Below are 20465 nucleotides of genomic sequence, written 5' to 3' on the forward strand. Positions count from 1 at the left end.
GCCGCGCCCACCCCGTGCGAGCCCCTTTCGCGACTCGAATCGCCCCGTTGACAATCAGAGGAGACACCATGCCCTTGCTCACCATCGGCGACCAGTTCCCGGCCTACAACCTCACCGCCGTCATCGGCGGGGACCTGTCGAAGGTCAACGCGCAGCAGCCCGACGACTACTTCACCCAGGTCTCCAGCGACGACTACGCCGGCAAGTGGCGCGTGGTCTTCTTCTGGCCCAAGGACTTCACCTTCGTCTGCCCGACCGAGATCGCGGCGTTCGGCAAGCTGAACGAGGAGTTCGCCGACCGTGACGCCCAGGTGCTCGGCGCCTCGGTCGACAACGAGTTCGTCCACTTCCAGTGGCGTGCGCAGCACGAGGACCTCAAGACCCTGCCGTTCCCGATGCTCTCGGACCTCAAGCGTGAGCTGGTCGCCGCGACCGGCGTGCTCAACGCCGACGGCGTCGCGGACCGCGCCACCTTCATCGTCGACCCGAACAACGAGATCCAGTTCGTCTCCGTCACTGCGGGGTCGGTCGGCCGCAACGTCGACGAGGTGCTGCGGGTGCTCGACGCGCTGCAGTCCGACGAGCTGTGCGCCTGCAACTGGAAGAAGGGCGACCCGACCATCGACGCCGGCGAGCTCATGACCGAGGCCGTCTGATGTCGATCGACAACCTCAAGGCCGCTCTGCCCGAGTACGCCAAGGACCTCAAGCTCAACCTGAGCTCACTGGCCCGCTCGACCGAGCTCAGCGAGCAGCAGCTGTGGGGCACGTTCCTCGCCTGCGCTGCCGCCACCCGGTCGGCGACGGTGCTGCGCGAGGTCGCCGAGGAGGCCGCCGACACGCTGTCCGCGGAGGCCTATGACGCCGCGCTCGGCGCCGCGTCGATCATGGGCATGAACAACGTCGCCTACCGGGCCAAGAGCTTCCTCGGCGACGAGTACACCCAGGTGCGCATGGGGCTGCGGATGAACATCATCGGCAATCCCGGCGTCGAGAAGGCCGACTTCGAGCTCTGGAGCCTCGCGGTCTCCACTGTCAACGGCTGCCACGACTGCACCGCGGCCCACGACGCGGTCGTCCGCAAGGAGGGGCTGACCAAGGAACAGGTCTGGGAGGCCGTCAAGGTCGCCGCGACCCTGCAGGGCGTCGCCCAGGCGATCATCGCGAACGAAGTTCTCGTCACCGCCTGATCTCTTCTCGCACAACGACAGCGGCTCCGACACTCACGTGTCGGAGCCGCTGTCGTTTGTCGTGCGGTCACGTCCGCCGCTCGCTCAGCGGGGCGCGATCCGCTCGACTGCGGCGATGACGAGGCCGTCGAGTTCGGTGTCCGAGAACAGCTCCGGCAGCGTGAGCCGGTCGAGGATCAGCCAGTTGAGCGTCATATAGAGCAGCACCACGGTCGTCGCATCGTCCCCCGTCCTGCCCGAGAGATGGTTGGCGATGTTGAAGTCGAGATCCTGCCGCACCCGCTCGGTGAGCACGGTCTGCAATTCAGGCCTGCGGGTCGCCTCCAGACGAAGCTCGAGCAGCGCGAGATGGCCGGTCCGGAACTCGGCGACGCGCCGGACCGTATCGCGCATGAGGTCCGTCAGGTGCGCGCGGTCGCGCGGCCCGGCGACGGCCGCGTCGAGCACCTCGTCGTCGGGCTTGAGCCGCTCATAGACACGCATACCGGCCCCGATCAGCACCGCATCGCGATTGGCGAAGTAGTTCGACGCGGTACCGGTCGGCACGTCCGCCTGCGCGTCCACCGCACGGAAGGTCAACCCGCGGGCCCCTTCTCGCGCCAGCACCTCGATGGCGGCGTCGACCAGCGCCACTCGCCGTCCCTCGTTCCTCCGCATTGACACCACTCCAGATGTAGTACTACGGTTCACACCACCACAGGCAGAGTACTACGAACGGAGTGGTCAATGCGCAAGCTCGTGTACTACGTGGGCGTCTCGCTCGACGGATACATCGCCGGACCCGCCGATGAGGTCGACTTCTACCCGCTTTCCGACGCCATGGCGGCCTGGATCAACACGCGCTACCCGGAGACGGTGCCGACCCACCTCCGCGCCCAGGCGGGCCTCGCGGACACCCCCAACCACGCGTTCGACACCGTGATCATGGGCCGGCGCACCTACGAGCCGGCGCTCGCCGTCGACGTCACCAGCCCCTACGCCCACCTGCGCCAACTGGTCGTCTCGTCGATACTCGGCAGCGACGGAGCTGCGCTCGATCCCGCCGTCGAGGTCGTCAGCGACGATCCGATCGCCGCGGTGCGCGGCCTCAAAGCCGAAGACGGGCTGGACATCTGGCTGGCGGGCGGCGGGAAGCTCGCGGCCGCACTCCTGCCGGAGATCGACGAGTTGATTGTCAAGCAGTATCCGGTCGTCGCCGGCACCGGCCTGCCGGCCTTCGCCGGAGCGTTCCGGCCGACCGCGTTCTCCCCGGCCCGGTCGGAATCCTTCGACAACGGCGCTCGGGTCACCTGGTTCGAACGGACGCCGCAGAGCTGAACATGCCGCGACCCCGCCGGGGAGACGTCACCGGCGGGGTCGCGGGTCGTCCGACCGGCCGCGGAACCGCGGCCGGTCGGATCAAGCTCGCACAGATCAGAGCGACAGGGCCTGACCCGGGAAGATCAGATCGGCGTTCTGCACCTGGGAGGCCAGGTTCGCCAGCGAGACGCCGTGCGCGGCGGCGATCTGCGAGAGGGTGTCGCCCAGCTGGACGACGTAGGTCGAACCGCCGACCGCCTGCACCGGCGCCGACTCGGCGACCTGCGAGGCGACCTGCTGGATCGGCGTCTGCGGGGCAGGCTCCGCCACATCGGAGGTGACGCCCGAGGTCAGGTACTGGCCGCACACCGGCCACGCGCCGACGCCCTGGCCGTTGAGGACGTTCTCGGCGACGCGGATCTGCTCGGCCTTGCTGGCGTTGGCGGCGTTGCCGCTGCCGCCGTAGGCGTTCCAGGTGCTCTGGGTGAACTGCAGGCCGCCGTAGAAACCGTTGCCGGTGTTGGTCGACCAGTTGCCGCTGCTCTCGCAGTTGGCGACGCCGTCCCAGTTGTGCTCGGCCGCATTGGCCGTGCCGGTGGTCAGCACCATCGGGATGGCGGCGAGGGCGGCGGTCGCGGCGACGGCACCGAGGGCGCGCTTGGGGGTGAAGCGGGTCATACGGATGAAATCCTCTCCTTGCCGCCGGCACGGCGCGCTCGCGCGCTCGAGGCGCGTGGCGAGCGGGGGTTCGTCGCACTCCTGTTCCGGGGAATCGGTTGCGTCCGACGCACGGAACAGGACCTGGCGGTAGCGCGTCGGCGGTGCCCGGCTGTTTCGGGCTGACACGACCGTAGGCGATGGTCACGAAATGATCACAGCCGCCGTTTCCGGTACGAATGTGCCGCTCCGAGCGGAAGCCGACGCCGTTTCCGCAGCGCACCGCGGCGATTCTGCAAGTCGACACACCGTGCGTTACATGTCCGTTATGTGACTATCGACACGCCGATTCTGTGGCGTGAGCCACCGCTTCAGGCCTCTGGAGCGGCCCCGGAGACCAGATCGTCCGGGCTCAGGACGACCTCGATCTCGTCCCCGAGTGCGACGCCGGACGCCAACGGGAGTCGGTCACCGCTCCAGAACCGGCCGGGGTCGTACCAGTTCGTCTTGCGCCCGCCGCCGAGCAGCCCCATCGACTCGTAGGTGGCCGCAACGACCTCCGCGCAGTAGGCGGTCTCCGCCCCCGCGACATTGCGGGCGTTGCGGGGTGACCGCGGCACCCGGCCGCCGAACCAGCGCGCGAGCAATGACGCGGTCGACGGGAAGGGAGTGCCGTCGAGTCGTGCGATGGTGCGCAACAGCGCGTCCTCCTGCTCCCGGGCGACCGGATCGGCCAGTTGCCGCAGCCAGGCCCGCTGCCCGTATCGGGTCCCCCACACCCGTACCGCGTCGCGCAGGTCGTGCAGTTGCACGCCGCGCTGGTGCTTGCCGGTCCACATGTCCGGCAGCGAGTGCCCCAGTTCGGCGTGCCACATCAGCGGCGGCAGGTCCTCGAGCACGACCGACATCCCGACGTGGTTGACGGGGCTGTTGGTCAGCGCCTGGATCGCCCGGTCCGCGCCGGACGTGCCCCGGAAGATCCAGATGTCGCCGGTCCGTGTCGCCTCGGCCGCTGCCTGCAGGCTCACCCGGGATTCGTGCATGCGCCGACTCATCCACCTAGCCTAGGGCGATGCGTATCGATGCCGGGAAGGTCGGCAAGTGGGTCGGGTTGGCCGGAGTTGCCGGGGTCGTCGCCACAGGGGCACTGGCGGTGCGGGCCGAACGCAAGCGCCGGGCGTACACGCCCGACGAGGTTCGCGAGCGTCTGCACGTGAGGCTCGCCCAGGCGAGCTCCGCCGGCACCCTCTCGTTGCCGGCGCCGGACCCCGAACATATGGTGCGCCGGCGGATCCGCCGCCTGCTGCGCCGCTCGCGCTGACCGATCAGCCGAGAGCTGCCGCCACCCGCTGGGCCAGCTCGGCGACCTGATCGTCGCTCATCACGAAGGCCGGTGAGAACTGCATCGCCCCCTGACCGGCGGCGCGGCCCGACACCCCGTGCTCGCGCAGCGTCTTGAGGAAGCCGGCGGCCTCGGACGGGTCGGCGAGTTGCACGGCCGCGACCGCGCCGAGCCCGCTGCGCACCTCGGCCACCCGCGGATGCTCGGCGAGCGGCGCGAGGTGCCGGTGCAGGCTGGATTCGAGTCGAGCCGCCTCGCCCAGGAGATTCTCCCGCTCGACGATGTCGAGGTTCGCCATCGCTGCCGCCGCGGCGCCCGCGTGCCCGCCGTAGGTGTAGCCGTGCCGGAAGAAGATGCCGCCGGCATAGAACCGTTCGGCCACGGCGGGCGCCACGAACACCGCACCCATCGGCACATAGCCGGAGGTCAACCCCTTGGCGGTGGTCATCATGTCGGGCTGCAGGTCGAATCTGCTCGACGCGAACCACGAGTTGCCGCCGATCCGGCCGAACCCGGTGACGACCTCGTCGGCGACGAAGAGGATGTCGTGGTCGCGGCAGATCTCCCGCACCTCGGACAGGTAGCCCTTGGGCGGCAGATAGATACCGCCGGCGCCGATGATGGGTTCGCAGAAGAACGCGGCGATCCGGTCCGCGCCGAGGCGCTCGATCAGCTCGAGCAGGCTCTTGGCCTCGTCCCATTCGACCGTCGCCGCATCGGGCATCAGTTCGCCGTAGCCCTCGCGGTTGGCCGGGATCCCGGCCAGCGCGGTGCCGGCCACGTGCATGCCGTGATAGGCCCGCTCCCGCCCGACGACCATGGTCTTGCCGGGCTTGCCCTGCTCGTGCCAGTAGCGGCGGGCGAGTTTGGCGGCGGTGTCGACCGAGTCGGATCCGCCGGAGGTGAAGAAGATCTTGCTGCCGGGGACCGGCGCGATCTCCGACAGCCGCTCGGCCAACGCGATCGTCACGTCGGACGCGAAGTCGCCGAAGTTCGAGAAGTGCGCGATCTTGCCGAGTTGGTCGGCGACGGCCCGGGCGATCTCGGTGCGGCCGTGCCCGACGTTGGTGAACCACAACCCGGCGGTCGCATCCAGGTACCGATTGCCGGCCGAGTCCCAGATGTGGACGCCCTCACCGCGGGTGACGACAAACGCCCCGTCCCGCTCGACCGCACCCATGTCCGCGAACCCGTGCCACAACGCCGAACCCATCGTCGCTCCTCCACCTCTCGATCGTCTACCGCGACTATGCCACGGGAACCGGGCCGTTAGGCTGTGACCAGCATGTCGACCACCACCGACCCCACCCCCGCCGCGCAGCCCGACCGCCCCAGCCGCGGCGAACTGCGGTCCCGGTTGTCCGAGCTGACCCTGCTCGACGAGCACCGGCTGCGACGCCGACTCGACCGCGCACGTTCCGGCCCCGACCACGACAAGATCGCCGAGCAGATCACCCGCGCGCAGTCGCGGGTCGAGATGCGACGCGCATCGGTCCCGCCGATCCGCTATCCCGAGTCGCTGCCGGTCAGCGCCCGCCGCGACGACATCGCCGCCGCGATCGAGCAACACCAGGTGGTCGTCGTCGCCGGCGAGACCGGATCCGGCAAGACCACCCAGATCCCCAAGATCTGCCTCGAGCTCGGCCGCGGCGTGCGCGGGACCATCGGGCACACCCAGCCCCGGCGCATCGCCGCGCGCACCGTCGCCGAGCGCATCGCCGAGGAGCTCGACCGGCCGCTCGGGGAAACAGTCGGTTACACGGTGCGCTTCACCGATCACGCCTCCGACCGGACGCTGGTCAAGCTGATGACCGACGGCATCCTGCTCGCCGAGATCCAGCGCGACCGGATGCTCCGCCAGTACGACACGCTGATCATCGACGAGGCCCACGAGCGCAGCCTCAACATCGACTTCATCCTCGGTTATCTCAAGCAGCTGTTGCCCCGGCGGCCCGACCTGAAGGTGATCATCACCTCGGCGACCATCGACCCGCAGCGGTTCGCCGAGCACTTCGCCGTCGACGGGGTGCCGGCCCCGATCGTGGAGGTCTCCGGCCGCACCTACCCGGTGGAGGTCCGCTATCGGCCGCTGACCGAGCAGGTCGGCGACCAGCTGGTGGACCGCGATCCGGTCGAGGCGATCTGCGACGCGGTCGCCGAACTGGGCCGCGAGGGTGACGGCGACGTCCTGGTGTTCCTGTCCGGCGAACGCGAGATCCGTGACACCGCCGACGCCCTGCGCGACCGCAAGCTGCGCAGTACCGAGATCCTCCCGCTGTATGCGCGGTTGTCCGCGGCCGAACAGCACCGGGTGTTCACCCCGCATGCCGGACGACGAGTCGTGTTGTCCACCAATGTCGCCGAGACCTCGCTGACGGTGCCGGGCATCCGTTACGTGATCGACCCGGGCACCGCGCGGATCTCCCGATACTCGGTGCGCACCAAGGTCCAGCGCCTGCCGATCGAGCCGATCTCGCAGGCCTCGGCGCGTCAGCGGTCCGGACGCTGCGGCCGTGTCGCCGAGGGCATCTGCATCCGGCTGTACTCGGAGGACGACTTCGAGTCCCGGCCGGAGTTCACCGAGCCCGAGATCCTGCGCACCAACCTCGCGGCGGTGATCCTGCAGATGGCCTCGCTCGGACTCGGTGACGTCGCGGCGTTCCCGTTCGTGCAACCGCCGGACCCGCGCAGCATCCGGGACGGCCTGGCGGTGCTCACCGAACTCGGCGCCATCGACGGCGCGGAGTCCGAAAAGGGGCCCACGCTCACCGCGATCGGCCGCTCGCTCGCCGCCCTGCCGGTCGACCCGCGGATGGCCCGCATGCTGCTCGAGGGTCATCGCAACGGATGTCTGCGCGAGATGCTGGTCATCGTCTCGGCCCTGTCGATCCAGGATGTGCGCGAACGGCCGGCCGAACACCAACAGGCCGCGGACGCCAAGCACGCCCGGTTCGCGGTGGAGAACTCCGACTTCCTCACCTATCTGAAGCTGTGGGAATACCTCAGGACCCAACGCCGCGAGTTGTCGTCGGGCCAGTTCCGCAGGATGTGTCGCGACGAGTTCCTGCACTGGCTGCGCATCCGCGAATGGCAGGACCTGCACGGCCAACTTCACCAGATCACCAAAGATCTCGGCTGGTCGCGCAACCAGGACGCAGCGGCCGAGGCCACCGTCCACCAGGCCCTGCTCGCCGGACTGCTCTCGCACATCGGCCTGCGGGAAGGCGACAAGCGCGACTTCCTCGGCGCCCGGGGCGCGCGGTTCGCGGTCTTCCCCGGGTCGGCCCTGTTCAAGAAACCGCCGCGCTGGGTGATGGCGGCCGAGCTCGTCGAGACAAGCCGGCTGTGGGGCCGGATCGCGGCGCGGATCGAACCGGAGTGGGCCGAAGCGCTCGCGCCGCACCTGGTCAAGCGCAGCTACTCCGAGCCGCACTGGTCCAGCCGGCGCGGCTCGGCGATGGCCTACGAGAAGGTCACCCTCTACGGCGTGCCGCTGGTCGCCAAGCGGCCGGTCACCTTCAGCTCGATCGATCCCGAGGTGTCGCGGGACCTGTTCTTGCGGCACGCCCTCGTGCAGGGCGAGTGGCAGACCCACCACGGGTTCTTCCACCACAACCGCGCACTGCTCGACGACGTCGAGGAACTCGAACACCGCGCGCGCCGGCGCGACATCGTCGTCGACGACGACAGCCTGTTCGCGTTCTACGACGAACGGATCCCCGCCGAGGTGACCTCGGCCCGGCATTTCGACAACTGGTGGAAGAAGCGCCGCCGCAGCGAACCGCAGCTGTTGCACTTCGACACCGCCACGGTCGTCAACCAGGACGCCGGCGCCGTTTCCGGCGCCGACTATCCGGACGCCTGGCGCCAGGGACAGTTGCAGTTCCCGCTGACCTACCAGTTCGAGCCGGGGAAGGACGACGACGGCGTCACGGCGCGGATCCCGATCGCCCTGCTCCCGCAGGTCCAGCCGGTCGGATTCGACTGGCTGGTCCCGGGCATGCGACACGACCTGGTCACCGCGCTGATCAAGGGCCTGCCGAAGCAGCTGCGCCGCAACGTGGTTCCGGCGCCCGACTACGCGACCGCCGCCCTGTCCGCCGTCACCCCACGCCGCGAGCCGCTGGTGAACGCGCTCGCACGGGAACTGACCCGACTCGGGTCGACGCCGATCAGCCCGCACGACTTCCGTCCCGGCGAGCTGCCCGCACATCTGCGGATGACCTTCGTCGCGGTGGACGCCGGCGGCACCGAACTCGGCCGCGCCAAGGACCTCGACGCACTCAAGCGGGAGCTGAGCAGCAAGGCAGGCGCGGTGGCGTCCGCGGCCAACAGTGCCGCCGAACGTCCTGCGTCGACGTCGTGGACCACCCAGACCCTCGGCACGATCCCCGCCGAGGTCTCGCAGAAACTCGGGGGGCAGACTGTGCGGGGGTTCCCGGCGCTCTCGCCCGCAGACGGCGGCGTCGCGGTCAAGGTGTTCCCCACGGCCGAGGCTCAGCAGGCCGCGATGCGCTCCGGCACCCGGCGCCTGCTCATGGAGACGTGCCCGGTCGCCGCGAAAACCGTGCTGTCCCAGCTCGGCAACGCGGATCGGCTGACGCTCGGTCAGTACCGGTACGGCGGGCTGAGCGGCCTGGTCGAGGAATGCCGTGAATGCGCGGTCGACGAGTTGATGGCCGAATCCGGTGGGCCCGTGCGCGATCCGGCAGCCTTCGACACGCTCGCCCAGAACGTGCGCCGCCAACTCCCGCACCGCACGTCCCGCATCCTGAGGCTGGTCAGTCCGATCCTCGGCGCCGCACACGATCTCGAGGTCGTGCTCCAGGACCACTCCGGTGCCGCGGCCGACGATGTGCGCGAACAACTCGACGATCTGGTGCACCGCGGCTTCATCCTGGAGTTCGGCAGCGCCCGGCTCGAGCAGGTGCCCCGGTATCTCGCCGCGGCGGCCGCACGGTTGCGGGCACTGCCCGGATCCGCCGACCGCGACCGTCAGGGCATGGACGCCCTCGAACGCGTCTACGGCGACTACCAGCGGATCCTCGACCGGCTGGCGCCCGCCCGGCAGCGGCGACCGGAGGTCCTCGAGATCCATTGGATGATCGAGGAACTTCGCGTCAGCCTGTTCGCCCAGCGCCTGGGCACGGCCTATCCGGTCTCGGAAAAGCGCGTGCGCAAAGCGGTTGCCGACCTCGAGAGATGACGCCGGTCCGACCCCGCGGATCGGATCACGAGTCCGCCTCGGCCTCCGCCTCCTGGGCCTCCTTGCGGTAGGCCCTGAGGTCGCCGATCTCCTTCTCGAAGTCCTCCGCGGAGCTGAAGGACCGGTAGACCGAGGCGAAGCGGAGGTACGCGACCTCGTCCAGATCCCGCAACGGCCCGAGGATCGCCAGGCCGACTTCCTGGCTCGGGATCTCCGCCGATCCGGAGGCGCGCACCGTCTCCTCGACCTTCTGCGCGAGCAGGTTGAGTGCGTCGTCGTCGACCTTGCGGCCGCGGCACGCACTGCGGACCCCGCGCACGATCTTCTCGCGGCTGAACGGCTCGGTGACCCCACTGCGCTTGACGACCGACAGGACAGCGGTCTCGACAGTGGTGAACCTGCGCCCGCATTCCGGACACGAGCGACGGCGGCGAATGGCCTGCCCCTCGTCTGCCTCCCGCGAATCGACCACCCGCGAGTCGGGGTATCGGCAGAACGGACAGTGCATCTGGACTCCTTCGCTCCGGGCGGTGCCGCCTGGGTGCCGACCGGAGTGTGGTCGCACACCGAGTGAGTCCCGACCGGATTGCTCGTCGCCGCCGACCTCGGCGGCGCCGATCCGATCGTCGCCGGATCCACGCCGGACGGTGGCGTCGACGACTTCACCTGTGGCTTGTCGACGTTATGCGCCGAGACCTCCCGGTGCAACCAGGGCCCCGCGACGGCCCGACTCCGCCTCATGCAATCCCCCTTTTCCTCCGACCACCCGGACGACGCAGCAGGTCACCCGGTCGCGGCTGCGCACGGATGACGTCACCTCACCTGCGCCATCGGCACGAGCAACTGCTGACCCTGCCGCACAGTCGAATCGGCGAGGCCGTTGAGCTCCTTGATCCGCTCGACCATCACCCCGGTACCCGCTCCGGGCGCCACCCGATGCGCGAGCTCACCCAGCCCCTCACCGGAGCGCACCTGAACGACACCCACCGACGTCGGCAGGTTCGAGCCCGTGTCGCCGGCGCGCACATGTGCGAGACCGACCAACGCCAGCACCGTTGCCACGGTGATCAGCGCGGTGAGCAGCACGACGCCGACCCCGCCCGAGTCCGCGACCGGTCGGTGCCGCTCCCGGGAGAACCGCACGCCCGCCGACGGATAGCACATCGGCATGCCACCGGGCCTGCACCCGTCCGACGCCACCCGCCGCCGGTCCGCGGCCGGCCGGCATCCACCACCGACCGAACCCCCGTGCCCATCGACGCCATTGCCGGCCCGGAACACCGGTTCGCCCATGCGGTTCGGGAACACTGTGTACGCGTCCATCGCTGTTCTCCGCCTTCGTCGATCGGCCTTCGGGGTCGCCGGACCGGCGCCCACCGGAGACCGAAACCGGGTCTCGATCACGCGTTCGAGGGAACGCATGTTCGATGTCTACCAGACCGATACGACAATGTCTGCGACACGCCAAATAAATCTCGAACAGATGTTTGAGACGAAGCGGTTTCGTGGCTACATTGGACGACAGTTGAACCACACGCGTCCCATCCCGGGGCCATCGTCCACGGCCACCCGGCCGAGGGCAGTCACAGCGACAACTCAGGAGGCCCCACCATGGCAGGCGCGAAGTCGAGCGGAACAGGCTCCGGCGAGGGGGTTGCCGAGCGGGCCCCGATCGAGTCACTGACCGATCGGCAGCGACGGGTTTTGGAGGTCATCGCCAAATCGGTCGACGAGCGTGGCTACCCGCCGAGCATCCGCGAGATCGGCGACGCGGTCGGGCTCACCTCGACCTCTTCCGTCGCCCACCAATTGCGCACCCTCGAACGCAAGGGATTCCTGCGTCGAGATCCCAACCGGCCCAGGGCGGTCGACGTCCGCGACTCGGGGCTCTTCCCCGAGGCGTCCGAATCTGCGGCGGGACCGAACGGTGACGCCCCGTCCCCGGCATTCGTCCCGGTGCTCGGCCGAATCGCCGCGGGCGGACCGATTCTCGCGGAACAGGCGGTCGAGGACGTCTTCCCGCTCCCGCGTGAGCTGGTCGGCACCGGGTCGCTGTTCCTGCTCAAGGTGGTCGGCGAGTCGATGATCGATGCCGCGATCTGCGACGGGGACTGGGTCGTGGTGCGCCAGCAGAATGTCGCCGAGAACGGCGACATCGTCGCCGCGATGATCGACGGCGAGGCCACCGTCAAGACCTTCAAACAGACCAAGGGCAAAGTCTGGTTGCTGCCGCACAACCCCCTGTTCGAACCGATCCCCGGCAACGACGCAACCATTCTCGGCAAGGTCGTCACCGTGATGCGCAAGGTCTGAGCACTTCTGCGGACGATCGACTCAGCGTCGACGGCGAACGCAAGCGGCGACGCCGACCGCCACCGCCACCGCCACCGCCAGCGCGGCACCGCCGACCGCCACCGCAATCGCCCCACCAACGGCGCCCTCATCCGGTCGCGAGTGTTCAGTCGGCGACCGGCCCACACGAGCGCCGGTCGGTCGCGCGGCGCCGACCAAACCGACGGCGCCGCGCAGCACCACCAGCGACGGCAATGCCGGCAAAGGCCCGTCGCCAGCCTCTGACCCGACTGCGTAGTCGGCCTCCGATCCGGCGATCAGGTCGCCCGCGTCGTTGAAGGTCATCGCCTCGCCCTGGGGCTGATCGGGCAGCGGCACACGCAGCACCGGCCGGTCCAGCGCCCGCACCAGGTCTCCGTCCGGCGCCGAATAGAGGTAGACGTCCGTGTAGGTCCGCAGCGCGCACACGGTGCCGTCGCGACTCACCGCGCCGCCGGTGACCAGTACCGAGTTCGCCAGTGGCAGCGGCCCGCCCGGGGTGTCCGTCGGCCCCAGGCGGACAGTCGCCACGCGCACGAGTTGCCGCGGCGCCCTCGTGTCGGCGACGCCATGACCGGTATCAGCACTCGGCGCAGGCGCGTTCGATGCGGCACCGTCCGCGGGCACATAGACACCGCTGTCGCCGAGCAACTCCTTGGTGACGACTACCGGACGTCCGTCGCGACCGACGAGCAACGCCTCCGCGTCGTGCGGGCCGTCCGGATAGGCGAGACGCCGGATCAGCATGCGGGACCGATCATCCGGGCCCATGCCCAGCAAGGCCACTGATGCGCGGCGGCGACCGTTGTCCCCCGTGTCGGCCAGCCACAGCGTGCCGTCCTGACCGCTCGCGAGATCCTCCACGTCGACGTGCGCAGCCGTGACAGGGAGCCCTCGCCGCACACGACATTCACCGTCGAGTGCGAGCACACGATCGTCCGAGCCACTGTCGCCGACGGCGAACAGCGTTCCGTCCCGCCATGTCAACCCCGACAACTCGATCAATCCGGGTCGGTCACCGGGGTCGGCGCCCCGCAGGTCCGGGGTACACAGGACCTCGAACCGCTTATCGGACACCGGCACAGGATCCACGGCCGACGCCGGATCGGCATGTCCGGCGGGCGCCGCCGCCCCCACCGCGGCCCCCAGCACGGCGACCGCCGCCGCGACCCCGCGACGCATCAACTGCGGTGGGCGTACTCTGCCAGCGCCGGCGCCAGGGCGCGCGGCACCCGCGCCCGGATGAGCGTCCCGTGCGGCTCGTGCGCGGACTCGAGCACCTGCCCGTCGCTGTGGATCCGCGCCGCCAGATCACCGCGCGTATACGGCAGCAGCACGCTGACCTCGACATCGGGCCGCGGCAACCGCTCCGCCAGCACCGACTGGAGCTCGGCGAGCCCCTCGCCGGTGCGCGCCGACACGAACACCGCACCGGGCAGAGCACCACGCAACTGCGTCAGCATGACCGGGTCGGCGGCATCGATCTTGTTGACCACCAACAATTCCGCCGGAGCAGAGTTCGGGGAGCCGTGCACATGTGCGGTACCGCCGGCGTTCTCGCGCAGCACCTCGGTGACGACCTCGCGCACCGCCTTGATCTGGTCCAGCGGCAGCGGATCTGACCCATCGACGACGTGCAGCAGCAGGTCCGCCTCGGTGACCTCCTCGAGCGTCGAGCGGAACGCCTCGACCAGCTGGGTGGGCAGGTGACGGACGAAACCGACCGTGTCGGTGAGCACGAACTCGCGCCCGTCCGGCAACTCGGCGCGCCGGGTGGTCGGGTCCAGGGTCGCGAACAACGCGTTCTGCACCAGCACGCCGGACCCGGTGAGCGCGTTGAGCAGACTCGACTTTCCCGCGTTGGTGTAGCCGACGATCGCGACCGCGGGGATCTCGGTGCGGTGCCGGCGGGTGCGCTTGGTGTCGCGGGCCTGCTTCATGCCCTTGATCTCGCGGCGCAGCTTCGCCATGCGCTCACGGATACGACGGCGATCGGTCTCGATCTTGGTCTCGCCGGGACCGCGCAGACCGACGCCGCCGTTGCTGCCGGCTCGCCCGCCGGCCTGCCGCGACATCGACTCGCCCCAGCCGCGCAGCCGCGGGAGCATGTATTCCATCTGCGCCAGGGAGACCTGCGCCTTGCCCTCGCGTGAGGTGGCGTGCTGGGCGAAGATGTCGAGGATCAGCGCTGTGCGGTCGACGACCTTGACCTTGACGACCTTCTCCAGCGCGGTCAGCTGCGCCGGGGTCAGTTCGCCGTCGCAGATCACGGTGTCAGCACCGGTGGCCTGGACCACTTCGCGCAGTTCCTCGGCCTTGCCGGAGCCGATGTACGTCGACGCGTCCGGCTTGTCGCGGCGCTGGATCAGCCCCTCGAGCACCTCCGAGCCGGCAGTCTCGGCCAGTGCGGCCAGCTCGGCGAGGCTTGCCTCCGCCTGCGCAGCCGTGCCCGAGGTCCACACGCCTACCAGCACCACGCGTTCGAGTCGCAGTTGCCGATACTCGACCTCGGTGACGTCGGTCAGTTCGGTGGACAGCCCGGCGACGCGCTTGAGCGAGCTGCGATCTTCGAGTTGCAGCTCGCCGACCGACGGGTCACGGTCGTGTCGCGATTCGAATGCGGACGGCGAGGCGGGAGTCTGTTCTGAGTTCGTCATACAGAACCCATGGTCCCACGCTGACGCTCCCGTGCGCACTCCGTTTACCTGTGGGCGTAGCCGGACACGGCCGGATCAGCCGAGCGAGTCCCACCAGCGCGCGTCGAGCTCGCCGCGGGCGAGCAGCACCGACGGGCCGCGCAGCGTCGCACCGTCGGGCCCGATCGTCACGGACACCGCACCGCCGGGCACCCGGACCTGCACCGATCCCGCCGACTCCCCCGCGGTCCGCAGAGCCGCGGCCGCCGCCGCGACCGTCCCGGTGCCGCAGGAGCGGGTCTCGCCGACGCCCCGCTCGAACACCCGCATGTCGACGCTGCCGTCGGCGAGCGGCGTGAGCACCTCGACGTTCACCCCGGACGGGAACATGTCGTGGTCGAACACCGGCGCGACCGTGAGGTCGAGGGCCGCCAGCGCCGCCGCGTCCAGCGCAGGGTCGACGCAGGCGAGGTGCGGGTTGCCCACGTCGATGCCGAGTCCCGTGCGCGTCGCCCCGCCCACGGACGCCGACGACGTCCCCAGTTCACGCACCCGGCCCATCGACACCGTCACGTCGCCGACCGTCGCGGCGCCCCCCGCATCGACTCCCCCGTGCACCCGGACCGGCCTGGCTCCGGCGCGGCTGCCGACGACGAACTCGGCGCGCTCCTCCCAGCCGGAGGCGTGCAGGAAGTGTGCGAACACGCGCACGCCGTTGCCGCACATCTCGGCGATCGAGCCGTCGGCGTTGCGGTAGTCCATGAACCAGTCGTCGGCGGCCACCTCGTCGAGCACCTCTCCGGGCAGCACTCCGCGCTCGACCAGCGCACCGGTCCTGGCCACCCGCAGGACGCCGTCCGCGCCGATGCCGCGGCGACGGTCGCACAGCGCGGTCACCCGCGCCGTGGACAGGTCCAGGTCGACCTCGCGGTCCGGCAACACGACGAAGTCGTTCTCCGTACCGTGACCCTTGAGGAATGCGATCCCGTTACCGCCGAGGTTCATGCACACCACTGTAGGGGCGCGGCCACCCGCTCCCGGTCACCGGAGGGAGATGCTCACCACCCTGACCCCGACATTGTTTGTCCGCCCCAACCCGCCCCGCGTAGAATTTCACCAGACAGCGCATGGATTTCACATCGTGAAACTTCACGATGCTGATGCCACCGCGGTGACGATCCACCCGTGAGTCCGTTCTGCGATGGGCCCGTATCCTTCGCACCCGACAGTGAGGCACACATGACCGAGCGAATTTCCGTCGGCGGCCTGCAGGTCGCCGAGGTCCTCTACGACTTCGTCAACAACGAGGCCCTGTCCGGCACCGGCATCGAGGCCGACGCCTTCTGGGCGGGCGCCGACCAGGTCTTCGCCGACCTGGCTCCGAAGAACCGGGCGCTGCTGGCCAAGCGCGCCGATCTGCAGAGCAAGCTCGACGCGTACCACGGCGCCAACCCCGGCACCGTGGATCTGCCCGCGTACAAGCAGTTCCTGACCGAGATCGGCTACCTGGTCCCCGAGCCCGCCGACTTCGAGGCCACCACCGCGAACGTCGACACCGAGATCACCGCGACCGCCGGCCCGCAGCTGGTGGTGCCGGTGCTCAACGCCCGCTTCGCGCTCAACGCCGCGAACGCGCGCTGGGGCTCGCTCTACGATGCGCTCTACGGCACCAATGCGATCTCCGAGGAGAACGGCGCGGAGAAGGCGCCCGGCGGCAAGCCTGGCTACAACAAGGTCCGCGGCGACAAGGTCATCGCCTGGGCGCGTGAGTTCCTCGACACGGCGGCGCCGCTGGCGAACGGCAGCCACGCCGACGCCAAGCGCTACTTCGTCGACGGTGCGGCGCTGAAGGTCGAGCTGACCGACGGCACGACCACCGGACTGAAGGACGCCGAGAAGTTCGTCGGCTACCTCGGCGACAAGGCCGCGCCGACCAACGTGCTTGTGCGCAACAACGGCCTGCACGCCGACATCCAGATCGACGCCGACTCCCCCATCGGCTCGACCGACACCGCCGGCGTCAAGGACGTGGTGCTCGAGTCCGCGATCACCACGATCATGGACTTCGAGGACTCGGTCGCCGCGGTCGACGCGGACGACAAGGTCATCGGCTACCGCAACTGGCTGGGCCTGAACGCCGGCACGCTGACCGAAGAGGTCGCCAAGGGCGGCAAGACCTTCACCCGCAAGCTCAACGCCGACCGGGTCTTCACCGCGCCGGACGGCTCCGAGCTGCGCCTGCACGGACGGTCGCTGCTGTTCGTGCGCAACGTCGGCCACCTGATGACCAACCCCGCCGTGCTCGACGCCGACGGCAACGAGCTGCCCGAGGGCATCCTCGACGCGCTGATCACCGGCCTGTGCGCCATCCCCGGCCTCAAGGCCGACAACGAGCTCGGCAACTCGCGCACCGGCTCGATCTACATCGTCAAGCCCAAGCAGCACGGTCCCGAGGAGGTCGCCTTCACGACCGAGCTGTTCGGCCGGGTCGAGCAGGTCCTCGGCCTGACGGCCAACACCCTCAAGGTCGGCATCATGGACGAGGAGCGGCGCACCACCGTCAACCTCAAGGCCTGCATCAAGGCCGCGTCCGAGCGCGTCGTGTTCATCAACACCGGCTTCCTGGACCGCACCGGCGACGAGATCCACACCTCCATGGAGGCCGGCGCCATGATCCGCAAGGCCGAGATGAAGAAGTCCCACTGGATGACCTCGTACGAGGACTGGAACGTGGACAAGGGCCTGGCGACCGGGCTGCCCGGCAAGGCGCAGATCGGCAAGGGCATGTGGGCGATGACCGAGCTCATGGCCGAGATGCTCGACCAGAAGATCGGCCAGCCCAAGGCCGGCGCCAACACCGCCTGGGTGCCCTCGCCCACCGGCGCGACCCTGCACGCCACCCACTACCACCGCGTCGACGTGTTCGAGCGGCAGCAGGAGATCGTCGACGGTGGCCCGCGCGCCACCGTCGACGACATCCTGCAGATCCCGCTCGCGCCGAAAACCGACTGGACCGACGAGGAGAAGCGCAACGAGGTCGACAACTCCTGCCAGTCGATCCTCGGCTACGTGGTCCGCTGGATCGACCACGGTGTCGGCTGCTCGAAGGTGCCCGACATCAACGACGTCGACCTGATGGAAGACCGTGCCACGCTGCGGATCTCGAGCCAGCTGCTGGCGAACTGGATCCGGCACGACGTGGTCAGCGCCGACTTCGTCGTCGAGTCGCTCAAGCGGATGGCACCGGTCGTCGACCGCCAGAACGCCGGCGACGCCGACTACCGGCCGATGGCTCCGGACTTCGACACCAACATCGCCTGGCAGGCCGCCAAGGAACTGATCCTCGAGGGTCAGGACCCCAACGGCTACACCGAGCCGATCCTGCACCGCCGTCGCCGGGAGTACAAGGCCGTGGGCGCCTGATCGGTATCTGCCTGATCAGACCGCGACTCCGGACGCCGCGCGACCGCTGACCCTCAGCGCTCGCGCGGCGTTCGCGTGTTCGGGTGTACCGCTGTTGCGATGCCGATCGTCAGATCACAGGCACCAGAGCAGGTTCGCCGAGCCGGGGAGCGGCACGACGAAGCAGATGTTCAGAGAGCCGTTACCCAGCGGACGCTGCTGTTGCGCTGAGGCTGCCGGGGCAGCGACGGCACCGAGTGAGACGACGATGGCACCGACGGCGAGAGCTCGTGCGAGGGTCGTACGCATCTTCTTTGCCTTTCGGGATGGTCCCGGCTGCACGTCGCAGGCGACCTACACCACCGAGACGATCACCTCATCGTCCTCCGGCATCGGCCGGGACACAACGGTCCTTCGGCCGACTAAACCATCCTGCACGACGTGGGCCCGGCACCGATCGGCGCCGGGCTCACGTCCACACAACCGCCCGTGCGCGCGGTCGACGCGGATCTACTCCGAGAACGCCTCCAGCGGCGGGCACGAGCACACCAGGTTGCGGTCGCCGTAGGCGCCGTCGATGCGGCGCACCGCCGGCCACACCTTCGGCCGCGGCGCGTCCACGCCGAGCGGATAGGCGGCGATCTCCCGCGAGTACGGGTGCTCCCACTCTCCGACCAGGCAGGCCGCGGTGTGCGGAGCCCCGCGCAGCGGGTTGTCGTCCACCGGCCATTCACCCGCGCCGACCCGGTCGATCTCGCGGCGGATCGCGATCATCGCCTCGCAGAAGGCGTCGATCTCCGCGAGGTCCTCGCTCTCGGTCGGCTCGACCATCAGCGTCCCGGCGACCGGGAAGCTCATCGTCGGTGCGTGGAAACCGTAGTCGGCCAACCGCTTCGCGACGTCGTCGACCGTCACCCCGGTCTCCTTGGTCAACGGCCGCAGATCCAGGATGCACTCGTGCGCGACCATCGCGTTCTCGCCGGTGTAGAGCACCGGGAAGTGCTCGTCGAGCCGGCGCGCGATGTAGTTCGCCGACGCGATCGCGGTCAGCGTCGCGCGGCGCAATCCGTCCCCGCCCATCATCCGGATGTACGCCCACGTGATCGGCAGGATCGACGCACTGCCGTACGGCGCGGCCGAGACCGCCCCGCCCTTGCCGAGCTCCGGGACGAACGGGTGCCCCGGCAGGAACTCGGCCAGATGCTCGCGCACGCCGATCGGGCCGACACCCGGACCGCCCCCACCGTGCGGGATGCAGAAGGTCTTGTGCAGGTTCAGGTGGCTCACATCGCCGCCGAACCGTCCCGGACGGGCAAGGCCCACAAGCGCATTCAGGTTCGCACCGTCGACGTACACCTGACCGCCGACGTCGTGCACCGCGGCACAGATCTCGCGGATCTCGTGCTCGTACACGCCGTGGGTCGACGGGTAGGTGATCATGATCGCCGCCAGCTCGCCGGCGTGCTTGCCGACCTTCGCGCGCAGGTCGTCGACGTCGACGTCGCCGTTCTCACGGCACGCGACGACGACCACCTTCATGCCGACCATCACCGCGGACGCGGCGTTGGTGCCGTGCGCGCTGGACGGGATCAGGCAGATCGTGCGGTGCTCGTCGCCGCGGGACAGGTGGTAGTTGCGGATCGCGAGCAGGCCCGCGTACTCGCCCTGGCTACCGGCATTCGGCTGCAGGCTCACCCGGTCGTAGCCGGTGATCGCGACCAGCCAGTCCTCGAGGTCGTGGATCAGCGACAGCATGCCGGGCGCGTCCTCGCCGGGCGCGAACGGGTGCAGCCCGCCGAACTCGGGCCAGGTGATCGGCTCCATCTCGGCGGTCGCGTTGAGCTTCATCGTGCACGAGCCGAGCGGGATCATGCTGCGGTCGAGCGCGATGTCCTTGTCCGACAATGCCCGCAGGTACCGCAGCATCGCGGTCTCGGTGCGGTACCTGGTGAACGCCTCGTGCTGCAGGTACGGCGAGGTGCGGTCGGCGATCTCCTCGAGCGGCGCGGTCGATCCCAGGCCCGGCCCGAAGGCGGCGACCACCGTCCCGACGTGCTGCGCGGTGGTGGCCTCGTCGCAGGCGATGCCGACGTGATCGGCGTCGATCAGCCGCAGGTTGATGTTCCACGCCTTCGCGCCGTCGACGACCGACCGCGCCCGGCCGGGCACCCGCGCGAGCACGGTGTCGAAGAACCGCCGGTGCACGATCTCGACGCCCTTGGCCTCGAGCCCCTCGGCGATCGCGCGGGCGTGCCCGTGCACCCGCTGCGCGATCGCCTTGAGCCCCTCGGCGCCGTGGTAGCTCGCGTACATCGCGGCGACGACCGCCAGCAGCACCTGCGCGGTGCAGATGTTGGAGGTCGCCTTCTCACGACGGATGTGCTGTTCACGGGTCTGCAGCGC

General features: G+C 69.6%; 18 protein-coding genes. 7 read left to right on the top strand and 11 right to left on the bottom strand.

Features of this window, described 5'->3' with window-relative positions; genetic code table 11:
* The first annotated feature begins 68 nt into the window (after positions 1 to 68).
* Positions 69 to 656, top strand: coding sequence for a peroxiredoxin (locus G4X40_RS15035; RefSeq protein WP_277833567.1), 588 nt, complete (start codon positions 69 to 71; stop codon positions 654 to 656).
* A complete protein-coding gene (locus tag G4X40_RS15040) occupies positions 656 to 1189 on the top strand; it encodes a carboxymuconolactone decarboxylase family protein (protein WP_277833569.1) in 534 nt (177 codons plus the stop codon). The genes G4X40_RS15035 and G4X40_RS15040 overlap by 1 nt, the downstream gene beginning before the upstream one ends.
* 84 nt (positions 1190 to 1273) lie before the next feature.
* On the opposite strand, the gene G4X40_RS15045 is transcribed toward G4X40_RS15040, so the two are convergent.
* Positions 1274 to 1846: a TetR/AcrR family transcriptional regulator gene (locus tag G4X40_RS15045; protein WP_277833570.1), complete on the bottom strand. Its 573-nt coding sequence runs from the start codon at positions 1844 to 1846 to the stop codon at positions 1274 to 1276.
* A gap of 69 nt (positions 1847 to 1915) precedes the next feature.
* Here G4X40_RS15045 and G4X40_RS15050 point away from each other — a divergent pair, with 69 nt between their 5' ends.
* A complete protein-coding gene (locus tag G4X40_RS15050; protein ID WP_277833571.1) occupies positions 1916 to 2506 on the top strand; it encodes a dihydrofolate reductase family protein in 591 nt (196 codons plus the stop codon).
* A 96-nt stretch (positions 2507 to 2602) separates the two neighbouring features.
* Here the strand turns inward: G4X40_RS15050 and G4X40_RS15055 are convergent, their stop codons facing one another.
* On the bottom strand, positions 2603 to 3166 hold the full coding sequence (locus G4X40_RS15055) for a LysM peptidoglycan-binding domain-containing protein (protein ID WP_277833573.1): 564 nt from the start codon (positions 3164 to 3166) through the stop codon (positions 2603 to 2605).
* 350 nt (positions 3167 to 3516) lie between these two features.
* Positions 3517 to 4200: a C40 family peptidase gene (locus tag G4X40_RS15060; protein ID WP_277833574.1), complete on the bottom strand. Its 684-nt coding sequence runs from the start codon at positions 4198 to 4200 to the stop codon at positions 3517 to 3519.
* Between the two features lie 17 nt (positions 4201 to 4217).
* On the opposite strand from G4X40_RS15060, the gene G4X40_RS15065 reads away from it, so the two are divergent.
* Positions 4218 to 4466, top strand: coding sequence for a hypothetical protein (locus tag G4X40_RS15065; protein ID WP_277833575.1), 249 nt, complete (start codon positions 4218 to 4220; stop codon positions 4464 to 4466).
* Positions 4467 to 4470: 4 nt separating this feature from the next.
* On the opposite strand, the gene G4X40_RS15070 is transcribed toward G4X40_RS15065, so the two are convergent.
* A complete protein-coding gene (locus G4X40_RS15070; RefSeq protein WP_277833577.1) occupies positions 4471 to 5700 on the bottom strand; it encodes an aminotransferase family protein in 1230 nt (409 codons plus the stop codon).
* A gap of 72 nt (positions 5701 to 5772) precedes the next feature.
* On the opposite strand from G4X40_RS15070, the gene hrpA reads away from it, so the two are divergent.
* Entirely contained in the window at positions 5773 to 9693 is a 3921-nt protein-coding gene (gene hrpA / locus G4X40_RS15075; protein WP_277833578.1) for an ATP-dependent RNA helicase HrpA, read from the top strand.
* Positions 9694 to 9718: 25 nt separating this feature from the next.
* Here hrpA and nrdR read toward each other — a convergent pair whose 3' ends face one another.
* On the bottom strand, positions 9719 to 10201 hold the full coding sequence (nrdR, locus tag G4X40_RS15080) for a transcriptional regulator NrdR (RefSeq protein WP_277833580.1): 483 nt from the start codon (positions 10199 to 10201) through the stop codon (positions 9719 to 9721).
* Between the two features lie 305 nt (positions 10202 to 10506).
* Positions 10507 to 11016, bottom strand: coding sequence for a LysM peptidoglycan-binding domain-containing protein (locus tag G4X40_RS15085; RefSeq protein ID WP_277833582.1), 510 nt, complete (start codon positions 11014 to 11016; stop codon positions 10507 to 10509).
* A 288-nt stretch (positions 11017 to 11304) separates the two neighbouring features.
* On the opposite strand from G4X40_RS15085, the gene lexA reads away from it, so the two are divergent.
* Positions 11305 to 12006: a transcriptional repressor LexA gene (lexA, locus tag G4X40_RS15090; protein ID WP_277833583.1), complete on the top strand. Its 702-nt coding sequence runs from the start codon at positions 11305 to 11307 to the stop codon at positions 12004 to 12006.
* 21 nt (positions 12007 to 12027) lie between these two features.
* Here the strand turns inward: lexA and G4X40_RS15095 are convergent, their stop codons facing one another.
* The 3 genes from G4X40_RS15095 to dapF form a co-directional block, all read right to left on the bottom strand.
* Positions 12028 to 13101 (bottom strand): SdiA-regulated/phytase-like domain-containing protein, encoded by a 1074-nt coding sequence (locus G4X40_RS15095; protein WP_277833584.1) that lies wholly within the window; start codon positions 13099 to 13101, stop codon positions 12028 to 12030.
* 104 nt (positions 13102 to 13205) lie between these two features.
* The gene (hflX, locus tag G4X40_RS15100) at positions 13206 to 14681 is read right to left on the bottom strand and encodes a GTPase HflX (RefSeq protein ID WP_277833585.1); all 1476 of its coding nucleotides are present in this window, start codon (positions 14679 to 14681) and stop codon (positions 13206 to 13208) included.
* A gap of 75 nt (positions 14682 to 14756) precedes the next feature.
* Positions 14757 to 15644 (bottom strand): diaminopimelate epimerase, encoded by an 888-nt coding sequence (dapF, locus tag G4X40_RS15105; protein WP_277833641.1) that lies wholly within the window; start codon positions 15642 to 15644, stop codon positions 14757 to 14759.
* 255 nt (positions 15645 to 15899) lie between these two features.
* Here dapF and G4X40_RS15110 point away from each other — a divergent pair, with 255 nt between their 5' ends.
* Positions 15900 to 18083: a malate synthase G gene (locus tag G4X40_RS15110; protein WP_277833586.1), complete on the top strand. Its 2184-nt coding sequence runs from the start codon at positions 15900 to 15902 to the stop codon at positions 18081 to 18083.
* A gap of 114 nt (positions 18084 to 18197) precedes the next feature.
* Here G4X40_RS15110 and G4X40_RS15115 read toward each other — a convergent pair whose 3' ends face one another.
* Both G4X40_RS15115 and gcvP read right to left on the bottom strand, forming a co-directional pair.
* On the bottom strand, positions 18198 to 18371 hold the full coding sequence (locus tag G4X40_RS15115) for a hypothetical protein (protein ID WP_277833587.1): 174 nt from the start codon (positions 18369 to 18371) through the stop codon (positions 18198 to 18200).
* A 201-nt stretch (positions 18372 to 18572) separates the two neighbouring features.
* Positions 18573 to 20465 (bottom strand): aminomethyl-transferring glycine dehydrogenase (gene gcvP / locus G4X40_RS15120; RefSeq protein WP_277833589.1); only part of this gene is annotated, 1893 nt, incomplete at its 5' end.

Origin of the sequence: Speluncibacter jeojiensis, from assembly GCF_029589495.1 — a bacterium.
Taxonomy (GTDB): Bacteria; Actinomycetota; Actinomycetes; order Mycobacteriales; family Mycobacteriaceae; genus Speluncibacter; species Speluncibacter jeojiensis.